This is a genomic window from Amycolatopsis sp. NPDC039088 (genome assembly GCF_055598845.1).
Genome location: NZ_JBVKAE010000013.1, coordinates 71424 through 84277, shown reverse-complemented (window position 1 = coordinate 84277; position 12854 = coordinate 71424). Strand labels below are relative to the sequence as shown.

At 67.3% G+C, this 12854-nt stretch carries 6 protein-coding genes; 2 read left to right on the top strand and 4 right to left on the bottom strand.

Going from position 1 to position 12854, the window contains the following annotated elements; all coding sequences use genetic code 11:
* Positions 1-16 precede the first annotated feature (16 nt).
* Positions 17-2803, bottom strand: coding sequence for an AfsR/SARP family transcriptional regulator (locus ACZ7KI_RS18540; protein WP_470274344.1), 2787 nt, complete (start codon positions 2801-2803; stop codon positions 17-19).
* Between the two features lie 336 nt (positions 2804-3139).
* Here ACZ7KI_RS18540 and ACZ7KI_RS18535 point away from each other — a divergent pair, with 336 nt between their 5' ends.
* Both ACZ7KI_RS18535 and ACZ7KI_RS18530 read left to right on the top strand, forming a co-directional pair.
* Complete coding sequence (locus tag ACZ7KI_RS18535; protein WP_470274343.1) at positions 3140-4348, top strand: 3,4-dihydroxy-2-butanone-4-phosphate synthase; 1209 nt, start codon at positions 3140-3142, stop codon at positions 4346-4348.
* Positions 4348-4773 carry a PaaI family thioesterase gene (locus ACZ7KI_RS18530; RefSeq protein ID WP_470274342.1) on the top strand — a complete coding sequence of 142 codons (426 nt, stop codon included), beginning with the start codon at positions 4348-4350 and terminating at the stop codon, positions 4771-4773. The genes ACZ7KI_RS18535 and ACZ7KI_RS18530 overlap by 1 nt, the downstream gene beginning before the upstream one ends.
* A gap of 54 nt (positions 4774-4827) precedes the next feature.
* Here ACZ7KI_RS18530 and ACZ7KI_RS18525 read toward each other — a convergent pair whose 3' ends face one another.
* From ACZ7KI_RS18525 to pdxS, 3 genes are all read right to left on the bottom strand, one after another.
* Positions 4828-6942: an acyltransferase family protein gene (locus tag ACZ7KI_RS18525; protein ID WP_470274341.1), complete on the bottom strand. Its 2115-nt coding sequence runs from the start codon at positions 6940-6942 to the stop codon at positions 4828-4830.
* A gap of 2087 nt (positions 6943-9029) precedes the next feature.
* Entirely contained in the window at positions 9030-11570 is a 2541-nt protein-coding gene (locus ACZ7KI_RS18520; RefSeq protein WP_470274340.1) for a polymorphic toxin-type HINT domain-containing protein, read from the bottom strand.
* A 273-nt stretch (positions 11571-11843) separates the two neighbouring features.
* Positions 11844-12758, bottom strand: coding sequence for a pyridoxal 5'-phosphate synthase lyase subunit PdxS (gene pdxS / locus ACZ7KI_RS18515; RefSeq protein ID WP_034307818.1), 915 nt, complete (start codon positions 12756-12758; stop codon positions 11844-11846).
* Between the last annotated feature and the right edge of the window lie 96 nt (positions 12759-12854).

Genomic DNA, 12854 nt, shown 5'->3' with positions numbered 1-12854 from the left:
GGACGAAACGCGTCGGTCAGGAACCGGACAGGGTCCCGAGCAGACGCGCGCAGGCGGCCGCGCCGCTGCGGTTGCCCGCCCCGGTGAACTGCGAGGACGCGCCCGCCAGCACCTTCGCCGCGGCCTGCCGCTCCCCCAGCGTCGTGTAGGTCCGGCCGATGTCGAGCCGGACCTGCGCGGCACAGAGTTCGTCGGAGAGCGATTCGAGCAGTTCGAGCGCGCGACGCAGGCACGACATCGCGCCGCGCGGGTCCTGGCGCCGCAGATGCAGTTGTCCTTGCCTGCGCAGGACGAGCGCCATCCGGTGCGGGTCGTCCAGTTCGACGCAGAGCCGCCAGGCCTCGTCCAGTTCCGCCTCGGCCTCGTCGAGCAGATCGAGTTCGGCGCTCGCGACGGCGTGCGACGTGTGGAGATGAGCCATGCCGAGCACGTCGCCGATCTCGGTGAAGATCGCCAGCGCACGTTTCGCGGTCGCTCGCGACTCCTCGCGCCGTCCGGTCGACCGCGCGACGACGCAGAGTCCGGCCAGCGCCCTGGCCCGCCCGGCGGGATCGCCGATACGCTCGCTGATCCGGTACGACTCCGTGAGCGTCCTGGCGGCCTCCGGATAGTCGTCCCAGTACAGGTGGATCTGGCCGATTCCGCGCAGCAGCGCGGCTTCCCCGCGTGCGCAACCCGACGCCCGCGCGGCTTTGAGCGCGCGCCGATGACACCGCGACCATTCCGCGTACAGTCCACTGTGGTCGAAGTAGGACGCCGCGACGACGGCGATTTCCCAGGCCAGCTCCCCGAGTCCGGCATCCGCGGCGTGCGAGACGGCGGCTTCCAGCGCGTGAAGTTCCCCCTGGAACCACGAATGCGGTTCGGCCACCAGCGTTTCGTCGACGGCCGTGCGGGCAGCCGTGCCGGGCTCGGGCCGGAGCACACTGCCGGGCAACCGGTCCGCCGCCTTCTCGGCGAGCCAGAGCCACCCGCCGAGCACCCGTTCGACGGCGTCCGCGCGTTCGCGCTCCGGCTCGGCGCCCACCTCCTCGACGGCGAACGCGCGCAGCAGGTCGTGCACCCGGTAGCGGGACGTACCGGTTCCGCGAGAGAGCGGCTGGATCATGTGCCGGTGTCTCAAATCTTCGAGCGCGCCATCGACGTGGTCAGGGCCGCCGCCGTCGGCGAGCCCGGCCGCCCAGGCCGGGAAATCGGCCGCGGGCAGAAGACCCAGCCTGCGGAAGACCCGCTGCCTGTCCGGCGCCAGTTGGCGGTATCCCAGGGAAAGACTGCTGCGGACCGCGAGATCTCCGGCGCGAAGCCAGTCAAGCCGCCGCCGTTCGACGGACAGCTCGACGGCTACGTCGGCGAGCCTCCAGCCGGTCCGGTCGCCGATCCTGCTCCCGACGATCCGCAGCGCCAGCGGCAACCCGCCGCAGTACTCGAGAACCTGTCGAGCGGCAACGGAATCCTCGTCGATCTCGCCGCTGCCGGTGAGTCTCGCGAGCAGCGCGGCCGCGTCGGCGGGCGGCAGGACGTCGACCGGGACCGGACGGCCGATTTCGAGGCCGTCCAGGGCGAACCTGCTCGTGACGAGCACCGCGCAGCCGCCGCCGGCGGGCAGCAACGGCCGCAGCTGGGCCTCGCCCGCGGCGTCGTCGAGGACCAGCAGGACCCGGCGCCCATGGACCAGGCTCCGGAACAGGCAGGCGCTTTCGTCGACGTCCGCGGGGATCGCGTCGGAGGGAACGCCGAACGCGCGGAGGAATCCGGCGAGCACGGCCTCCGGCGACCGTGGTTCGTTCGTCGTACCGCGGAGGGAGGCGAACAGCGTGCCGTCCGGGTATTCCCCGGCCACCTCATGCGCGAGCCGGATCGCCAGTGAAGACTTGCCGATCCCGCCCGCGCCGGTGAGCAGCAGGACGCGCGGTGTCCCGCGGTCCCCCGCCGGGACCAGTTCCGCCAGCAGGTCGGCGACCAGCGCCTCGCGACCGACGAAGTCCGGGATGCCGGGCGGCAACTGGCTCGGCACCGCGGGTTCCCGGTACACGGGACAGTCGCGCGCAGTCGTACTCGGGCCGTCGCGGAGGATCTCACCGTGCAACGCGCGGATCGCCGAGGACGGCTCGACACCCAGTTCGTCGACGAGCCCGCGGCGCCATTTCCCGTAGACGTCGAGCGCCTCGGCCATCCGGCCCGCCCTGGCGAGCGCGGTCATCAGCTGTCCGCAGGTCCGTTCGCGGAACGGGGCCGCGGCGAGCATTTCGCGCAGCTCCGGCACCAGACGGTCGTGCTCGCCGAGCCCGAGTTCGGCCTCGACCCGGTCCTCCAGCACGGAAAGCCGCTGATCCTCCCAGCGTGCGATGACCTCGGCCGCGACCTGGACTCCGGCGAGCACCGGCCCGCGCCACAGCGCGAGCGCTTCCTGGAACCGTCGCGCCGCCTCGCGATGATTTCCGCGCGCGAGCAGTTCGCGGCCGTGGGCGGCCAGGCAGGCGAACCGGCCGCCGTCGGTCTCCTCAGGTCGCGCGTCGAGGAGGTACGCCGCTCCCCTGGTCAGGATCGGCTGATCGCCCAGCGGTGACCGCAGAGCACGGCGAAGACCGGAGATCAGACCCTGGACCTGCACCTTCGCCGACGCGGGCGGAGCGCCGCCCCAGAGTTCGTCGATGATCCGGTCGCAGGAGACCAGTTGTCCGGCCTCGATGAGCAGTAGCGCGAAGAGCCGACGAGCCTGCGGCGGACCGAGCGGGAGATCCGCGCCCTCCCACTCGGCGGCCGGCTCCCCCAGTAGGCGATAAAAGCGTGCTCCTGTCCTCATGAAGCCCCCTTTGATGTGACACCTGAACCAAGAGTGTCACGGCTCGCCGTGCTGGTGCGTCATCCGTTCGGGCGAATCGTTCAACGGTCGGCGCAATCTCGGTCAGCGGGAGCGGAGCGGTTCTGCGGACGGCCCGTTTTCCTCGAAAAGGGGTCCACAAGCTGGCTATGATCGACTCGTGGTGCGATTCCACGGTGTGGCCGTATAGCCGGCCGGTTCCGCCGAGGGGGTGGAACGACCCGGTGCGATTCCGGGGCCAGGCGGTGAGACCCCGCGTCCCTGTGTCCGGCCATCGCCGGACCTTCCGGGGTACGGCGTCAAAACGGGGTGTTATTCATGTTCACTGGGCGAATCGGCGAGCTGGGTGCCGTCGAACAGATCAAGGGCGATGTGCTGCGGGTGCGGGCGCCGAAGAGCGCGGACCGCGTCCACGACGGCGGATCAGCGTGCGTCAGCGGGGTACGGCTCACCGTGCAGGCGGCCGACGGCGTCCTGGAGGCGGTGCTCTCCGCGGAAACCCGGCGCCGGTCGACGTTCGACGCGCTCACCGTCGGAGACCGGGTCAACGTCGAGACACCGCTTCAGGTCGGCGATCCGCTGGACGGCCACCTGGTCCAGGGCTACGTCGACGCCGTCGGCAAGGTGATCCGGGTCGACGACGAAGGTGGTGCCCGCCGGATCTGGCTCCGGCCGCCACAGCGTCTGCTGGAGAGGCTGCTCGCGAAGACTCCGATCGCCCTCGACGGCGTCAGCGTGACCATCGCCGAAGTACTGCGTGACCGGATTTCGGTCGTGCTGCTCCCGATGACCCGCTCGGCCACCACACTCGGCGAGCTGAAGGCCGGAGACCGGGTGAACCTGGAACTCGACCTGGTCGGCCGCTTGGTGGAGAAGGCCCCTCCTTCGGTGGTGGGCAAGGCCTTGCCCCAGCTACCTTGGGCAGGTCGCGTCGACGGACGCGTCGGCGTGGAGAAGGTACTGCGCCAGCTCGCCACCGGTGGCGGTGTCATCGTCTGGGATCCGGAAACCGAAGGCGAAGGCGACGTCATCTTCGCCGGCGCCCGGCTCCGTCCCGAATCGTTCACCTTCCTGCTGACCCAGGTCTGCGGATTCCCCGCGGTGCCGTGCGCGCCGGAAGTGTTGCGGCGCCTCGACATCGCACCGATGCCCGGCGAAGGCGACCGGCAGGGAACGGCGTGGTCGATCCCGGTCGACCTCGCCGCGGGAACGGGCACCGGCGTGTCCGCCGCCGAACGGGCCGCCACCGTGCGGAAACTGGCCGATCCCGACGCGGCTGCCAAGGACTTTCTACGTCCAGGACACGTGTTCCCGCTCGCCGCCCGGCCGGGTCTGCTCGCCGAACGGGCCGGGCACACCGAAGCGACCGTCGCGCTGTGCACCGCCGCAGGCCTTCCGCCGGTCGGCGTCTGCTGCGAAGTGATGAACCCCGACGGCACGATGGCGGGCAGCGCCGACCTCGAAGTGGCGGCGCTGCGCTGGGGAATGCCCATGGTGGATTTGGCCGACCTGAAAGCGTGGCTCTGATGACCGTACTGACCCTCGAAGACGCCCGGAAGGGCCTCGCCTCGCAACCGTTCAGCGTTCTGCTCGGTGCCCGCGTGACCTCGTTCGGCGACGGCGCGGCGACCCTGGAACTCGACATCCGCGAAGACCTGTTGCAACAGAACGGCTATCTCCACGGCGGCGTACTCGCCTACGCCGCGGACAACGCGATCACCTTCGCCGCCGGGACGACGCTGGGACCGGCCATTCTCACCAGTGGCTTCAGCATCGACTATCTGCGGCCAGCCAAAGGAATCCGGCTCGTGGCAGAGGCGCAGGTCCTCTACAGCGGCCGTCGGCAAGCCACCTGCCGCTGTGATCTCCGCGTGGTCGGCGAGGACGGGACCACGACGCTCAGTGCCGCGGCACAAGGCAGTGTGATGACCAGAAACGGCACGACTTCCTGATTCACGCCGCACGAGTACGGGACGGCCCGGTGTTCATCGAGAGCGCCGGGCCTTTCATACCAGGCGGAATCCTGCGGTCAACGGGCCGTAGAGAGTGCGCACGTAAGTGTCCGTGAGGTGATTGTCCCGGTACACCACGACGTTACCGACGACAGCCGGGCACACGTCGCCGACGCACAGCCACGGAGTCAAGTCGACGACCGTCGAGCGCGGTACACGCCGGGCGGCCTCCACCAAGGGATCCTCGTCGGGGCCGAACGCGGTACTCAGGGCGGTGTCGCATTCCCGGTACCGGCCGGGGTTGCTTTCCAGGCAACGCGGGGTGTTCTTGGCCGGCCGGGGTACATCGCGGATCACTCCGGTTCGGATACCGGCGTCGGTGATGCGCCGCAGCATGGCCTCGTAACCGTCCACGGTCTCCGCACGCGACTCCCAACGCCATCCGAGATCCTTGTCGTAAGACGCAGGGGACATCGCTGAGGTCACCACGATTTCTGGCTTCATGGCGAGGATTCCGGCGAGTTCGAGCTCGTTCTGTTCGGCGCAGACGGTGAGGCCCGCCGGCGCGACGGCGTTGAAGGGGCAGCCGTTGCGCAGCATCATCTTCACCCGCCACTCGGGGTGCTCACGCACGAACCGCGCGAACGCCGTGCTGAACATCGCCGCGTGCGAATCGCCGACCAATACGAGTGTCTTCGGCGCGGTCGCCGCGCCGTAGGTGCATTTGTCGCCGGTGGGCGGCCAGTTCTCGATGTCGTAGGTGGTGCAGTTGACGGCCTGGTCCTTAAGCGGCCAGTCCTTTCCCGCTACAGCCGGGTCCGGAGTCAGCGGGACATCTTCCGGCACCGCTCTCGGGTCGTCCCTGTCCAGTGCGAGGGCGCCCGGGTGAGCTTCGTCGAGGCCGGTGGCCGCCGCGAGGCGATCGAGTTCCGCCGAGGCGTACTGCCACGGTACCGTCGCGGCGACTGTCGTCGCCGCGATCATGGCCGCTCCGAGCAGGTAGGCACTGCGGCGCCGGGGCATGCGGAGCCGGAACGGCGGAGACATGGCCCTCCCACCGCGGAAGGCGTCTTCGACCACGTGTTTGGACACCACGGCCAGCGCCAGACTCAGCACGAGGGCCCCCGCCGCTTGCCGCAGCGTCAGTTCCGTATTGCCCGCGACCTGCAGGACCACCACGATGACCGGCCAGTGCCACAGGTACAGGCTGTAGGAGATGTCGCCGAGGTAGCGCAGCGGCTGGAGACCGAGCACGACGGCGGTTTCCCGGCGGGCCACTCGCTGGTCCGCGGCGACGACCCCGGCCAGCAACAAGCCGACGGTGCCCAGCGTCGGCAGGAGAGCGACGTAGCCGGGGAACGCCATCGCGGTGGTCAGCAGGAACGAACTGACCACGACCGCGACCAACCCGCCCCAACCGAGAATCAGCCGGACCCGGCCCTCGATGCGGATCCGATGGACGGTCATCGCGGCGAGGCCGCCGAGGCCGAGTTCCCACATACGGGTGGGCGTCACGAAGTAGGCACGGCCGTGGTCGAGTTCGCTGTAGACCACGGAGAACACGAACGACACCGCGGTGACGAGGGCGACCGCCGTGACGGCGTGGCGGGCGGCCTTCGGGCCGGCGCGATGGGCCAGGCGAGCGCAGAACAGCAGGACCAAGGGGATGACCAGGTAGAACTGCTCTTCGACGCTGAGGGACCAGAAGTGCTGGACCGGCGACACGGCGGCCGTGGCATGGGCGTAATCGGCGGCCTTGGCGGCCAGCGCCCAGTTCTGGACGTTCAGCGAGGAGGTGAGGACGTCGCTCATGATGGCGGGCCAGCGTGAGATCGGCAGGATCAGCCAGGTCACGAGCACGGTGCCCAGCAGGACGACCGACGCGGCAGGCAGAAGACGCCGGATGCGGCGCGCGTAGAACTCGCGCAGGCGGATGGTCCCGGTGCGGCGTAGTTCGCCGGTGAGGGTGCCGATGATGAGGTAGCCGGAGATGACGAAGAAGACGTCGACACCGACGAAGCCGCCAGGCAGCCAGTCCGGCCGAAGGTGGTAGACGATCACCAAACCGACCGCCAGCGCGCGCAATCCCTGGATGTCCCGACGCTGGCCGGATGGCTTGGCCGATACCGCTCTCAGTGGAACCGTGTCTTCGACCTGCGCGAACGCCATCGCAACAACCTTATCCCGTCGCTTCGGCCGCGCTGGGATAATGACGGCCGCTCACCGAAGAGCGTAGAACGTCGACTCGAACACCTGCGTTCACCCTCCCGGGCAAGGTTGGTGACCGATCGCCACGGACATCCTGGCGCTCATCCGGAGGACCCCGGGGCAGGCACGCCTGCTCCCGAGACCGCCCGACTGTTACCGGCCGCGCTCGGAGGGCCGGTGCGGCTCGGTCCCCCATGTCCGTGAAGGCCTCCTTCCCTGCTCTGAGGGTCAGGGTCCCGGCAAAGTCGAGTCGACAATGAGGGTTATTGAGGGATAAGGCAAACGTGTCGTGTCTCGGGTGGGACGGTGGCTGGGCATGCGACACCGCACTCGCGTGCTCAGACCCGGATCTCGCGTGTTCAGACCCCGAACCCCCGAGTGCGGCATCCAGGCACGCGAGTCACGCCTTATCGAAGTACATGAAGGTCCCCTTCCTTGCGCTAGGCGTCAGGGTCCCGGCAAAGTCGAGGTAGAGCTTGATCAACGGCAGATCAGGGACACTCAACGTCCCTGATCTCTTCCGTTGATCAAGGGCGAGCCGAGGTAGGGCAGGCCTGATTCTGGACACCGCGGGGCTACAGGTGCGGTTTCGGAGGAATGGCGTGAGTGGCGATTCTGGGTGAGGGCCACTGGTGTCTTAGGTACCTGCCATCGGGCGACACGCGTGATCCGACGGAGGGCACGCGTGAGTGAACGGAGAACACGCGTGTCCAGCCGGACGACACCCGACGAAACCTGCCGCTCCCGCGTGTCATCCATCCAGTCACACGTGTCCTCCGTCTGATCACACGCGCCATCCATCCAGCCACGCGAAACCACCCACTCGGCCCCGGTCGTGAGTGGAGATTCGGGCTAGAACACGAAACGCCACTCACGACCCCCTCGCCAAACCCCGCAACTCGCCCAAATCGGGCACATTTGTCCCGAGAAGTGTCCCTTATGGACAGTCCGGACCCGGGGGAGGCCCCTTGCGTGAACCCGCTCCCGCCGTGTCCACCACGACGCGTTCGTCTTATCCCGCTATAGCGATGCAGCCGACCAGCACTTATGCGACTTCGCCGGAACCCTGCGCTAGGCAAGGAAGGGGACCTTCATGTACTCCGGGAGGGCGTGACTCGCGTGCCTGGCCGCCGCACTCGGTGGGCCGGAGCACGCGAGTGCGGTGTCGCGTCACCCAGCCTGCCGGCTCGCCCACACCACGACACGTTTGCCTTACCCCTCAATAACCCTCATTATCACTCACGACCTCGCGTCGAAACGTGCATAGCGGCATCAATCGGACACCCAATCGTCCGATGGTGTCCCTTGTGGACAGTGAAACCTCTCCGGCGTCCAGAATCAGGCCTGCCCTACCTCGGCTCGCCCCTGACCTTCCGTTGATCAAGCTCCACCACCGATGCGTGCGGCCCCGCGACAGTGCAGAAGTAGTCGACCGACCTGCAAGATTTCGCCTTTGCCGGGCCCCTAACTTTGAGCGTAGGGAAGGAGGCCTTCACTACCAGAAGAACGCGTACACAAGAGCGACACCGGCCCCACACCACGACACGTTTGACTTTCCCCTCAAATAGAACTCAAATCACTCACGACCCCCTCGCGAAACCGTGTAGGTCGCCCAAACCGGGCACGTTTACCTTGAAAAGCGTCCCTTATGGACAGTCAAGAGCCGGATGAGGCCCCCTTGCGCGAGCCCGCTCCCGCCGGGTTCCACCACGACACGTTCGCCTTGTCCCGCTGTAGCGGTGGAGCCGATCGGCAGTTACGCGACTTTGCCGGCCTCCTTCCCTACCATCAAAGCAGGGAAGCAGGCCTTCACGGACCTTCAGAACAGGATATTGCGGATCAAACCGGCCATTCAGGCATGCGGTTGGTCCTTTGTGGACAGTTAATCCCCCTGTGGCCGGTCCGGCGCAACTCACGCGACTCCTCGGCGCGTGACCCGCCCGGATAAACCAAGAGCATCATTGCACGACGCAGCGGCCTGGCGGCCACGAAGCGAAACCGCTCCGTGACGACGACCACCACCGGCTCAGCGGCGGCAGGAGCCCCGGCTAGAACATGGACCGGTTCACAGTCCAGTACGCGTTCCCCTTGACCATGTTGTGTCTCATGATCGCGTCGTGGAGCGGACGGGAAAGCTTCGTGCCCTTCCGCACGTACAGCGTGAACGGGATGTTCTTCTTCTCCGCGTACGCCAGGAACGCCTTCAGCTGCCGTGAGTAGGACTGGTATATGACGGCCTTTGCTTCACCGATGGCCTCGGTGGCCGCACCTTCGTCTTCCCAATAATCGGGGATATGCCTGGCCGTCGGCAACGGCTTGTTGTTCTTCGCGCGTTTGACGAATTTTTCGGCCATCCTCCCGGCCGCGGTCGACTTCTTGTTGTTGCAGTTGTGCACGAGGACGTCAACGCCGGTCGTCGCACCTTGAACGTGCACATAGTAGGTGTGCAGTCCCTCGACGGTGAGGTTGTAGACGGTGCGTTGTTCGGTGCGACGGTTGCCACCGAGGAGGCCGACTTGGCCGCCGGCCCTTGTGCGGAAGTCATGACCAGTCACAAGTTCGCCTGCCTCGACCCATCGGTGCTGCGTCTCGTCCCAGAACGGGTGGCCCGCGGTAGCGGTGACCCGGCCGGATTCACCACCGGCGGCTCCGTCGGTGTCGATGGTGAGATCCACGAGGTCCTTGCTACCCGAGCCGACGATGAGCGCGGTGACCATCCGTGCTGAGATTTCCCCCGTCAGCGGATCGGACGCCGTGACGTGATCACCGACCTCGACGTGCTCGATCGGCTTGTGGCTGCCGTCGGCCATCAGAACCAGAGTTCCGGGTATGAAGCTGTTCGGCACCTCGCAGGTGGTGTCGGGGAGTTCCGTCGGGGACGGCGGAGTGGCCTTCCGCAGGGTGGGTACTCCGGTCGCCGGCGCAGGGGCGACCACCTTGTTCGGCACTGTCCTGGTCGCGCCAGCGGGTACGCGCGCACCGCCTCGCCCAGAACCGGTCATCGCGGTACCACCCCTGCCAGAACGCGCCACACGAGGAAGGCTCCCTGCTGCGCGCCCGGAGGACGCCAGAGGCCGCGCCGGTGCCGGCGGAACCACGACCTGATCAGGCGCGGTCGCGCCTTGTCCGGTGCCACGAGTTCCTTGTTGGCCCGTCGTCTGTCTCGGCACAGAGCGGAGTCCGGTCTGCGGCCGTGCGTTGGAAGCACCTGAACCTGGCGAGACTCGCGGAGCACCCACACGCATCCGTCCCGGGCCGCCAAATCCGCCCACCACGGGACCGTTCCCGCCGTTCTCGGCAGCGAACCTCATGATCTCCACTGCGCCGCTCCCGGCCGTCGGCTGCTCACCCCTGTTGATCCTGGTTGACACCGCGCCCAGTACGAAGTCGTCCGAGCACTTGAACGCTCCCGAACACAGTTCCTCCACCCGGCGCGCCGTGTCGGCGACTGTCTCTTTCTCAGGATCCCCGCAGGCGAGCGTGGCATTGGTGACACAGTCCGGCGCCTTCTTCTTCAAGCTGTCGCGCAAAGCGGGAATCAGCTTGCTCACGGGAGGGGCACCCGGCCGTGACACATCAAAACCGTTGACATAGACCGTTCCGGTCTTCAGGTCCTTGACCGTCGTGACCCCATCACCGTGGTCCTCTTCGTACTTCCCACGACCCGCCGCACCGCGGTCGATCACCTTCCCGTGCGCCACATCGTCGTACTTGGGTGGCTGCCGACGGTCCGGATCCGCGTTGCGTGGCACGGGGTTGGGGTCCGGCAGCCGGATCGGGAACGTTCCTGCGGAATCGTCGCTGGTCTTGACAGTGGCCAGCGCTCTCATACGATCAAAATGGGAGCTCTCGGCCCCGGCAGGACGCGCAGGTAGCCCGACAATCGGCCGGAGCACGTCTCCCGCATCAGTGTCGGGGACCGGATCACCCTTCCCCGGCTGCTCGCCCTTCCCGGTCTCGGAGTGCGGCGAGACTTCGCTGACCGTGCCCACCATCATCCCAGGCACCGAATCGTCGGACTTCGCATTCGACTTCCCGCCACGGGATTCTCCCGACGACTCGCCCACTTTCCGCGCCTCGTTCGCGACCCTCGCCACACCAGCACCGGGAGCCACACGGAGCAGATTGTCGACGTCCTTTTCCGACTTGGCCCAATCGGCCTTGGACTTGTCCTTGGACGCCTTCTCGCTGTCGTCATCGCCCGACCTGGAACTCGCGTTCCTCTGTTTCTTTTGCGAGTTACCGCCTGAGCCGGAATCACCGCCCCCGGAGGTCTTCTTCGATCCTGAGTCTCCTGTCGACGCCGCACCCTGCTGCTTTCCCGAGTTTTTCTTGACCGACTCGTTGGCCTTCACGGCGGCGTTGGCAGCCTTCGCCATGACACCAGCGGGGCCCGGCAGCTTCGAAGCCGCCTTCAGTCCCGCATCTCCGGACGGTGCGGCCTTCGGTTGAGCCGCGCTGGGCCCGTCACCTGGGAGCACCTTCGCCTGCGCCGCTCCGGCACCCAGCAACCCGAAAGCCACCGAGACAAACCCGCCGGAGATCGAATAGAAAACCGTTCTCCGCAAACCAACCTTGATATCCCGCATGGTTCCCTCCACACCTAGGTGCGGCGAAGAATGCCGGGCCACGGTCCATTAGCGGTACATCGCCAGTACAGCGGAAGGAAAAAGGGCCTGACTGTTGGGCAGCGTGGGGACAATGGGTGGGCGGGGTCGGCTCGCTCGTCGCCCGAGACACGCTGGATGTGGTCCGCGCTCATCTTGGACCACGGCAACGGCCCTGACCGCAACGCCGAGACAACCAGGGCCCACGCCACCAAACCTCGGCGACGTGGGCCCTGGTTGTCTCGTTTACCAGCTTTACCAGCCGCGCTCGGAAAGACGGTGCGGCTCGGGCACGTCGTCGACGTTGATGCCGACCATGGCCTCGCCCAGACCACGCGAAACCTTCGCGATGACGTCCGGGTCGTCGTAGAACGTGGTGGCCTTGACGATCGCCTCGGCGCGCTGAGCCGGGTTACCGGACTTGAAGATGCCGGAACCGACGAACACGCCTTCGGCGCCGAGCTGCATCATCATCGCGGCGTCGGCCGGGGTCGCGATGCCGCCCGCGGTGAACAGCACGACGGGGAGCTTGCCCTTCTCCGCGACCTCCTTGACGAGGTCATACGGGGCCTGAAGTTCCTTCGCCGCAACGTAAAGCTCGTCCTCGGGCAGCGACGAAAGGCGACGCAGCTCCGCGCGGATCTTACGCATGTGCGTGGTCGCGTTCGAGACGTCGCCGGTGCCGGCCTCACCCTTGGAGCGGATCATGGCCGCGCCCTCGTTGATCCGTCGCAGCGCCTCGCCGAGGTTGGTCGCACCGCAGACGAAGGGCACGGTGAAGGCCCACTTGTCGATGTGGTTCTCGTAGTCGGCCGGGGTCAGCACCTCGGACTCATCGATGTAGTCGACGCCGAGCGACTGCAGCAGCTGGGCCTCGACGAAGTGGCCGATACGGGCCTTCGCCATGACCGGGATCGAGACGGCCTCGATGATGCCGTCGATCAGGTCCGGGTCGCTCATCCGCGCGACACCGCCCTGCGCGCGGATGTCCGCGGGGACCCGCTCGAGCGCCATCACCGCGACGGCACCGGCGTCTTCGGCGATCTTCGCCTGCTCGGCGGTGACCACGTCCATGATCACACCGCCCTTGAGCATCTCCGCCATCCCGCGCTTGACCCGGGCGGTGCCGGTGAGCGAGGTGGTGGCCGTGTTCGTGGAGTCGTCAGACACTGCTGGACCTTTCGGAAAGCGCGCGAGGTGGAGTGACCCTTCCGAGGGTAGGCCGCTTTTGGACCTCTCAAGCAGGCCAGTTAGTGACGATTTCAG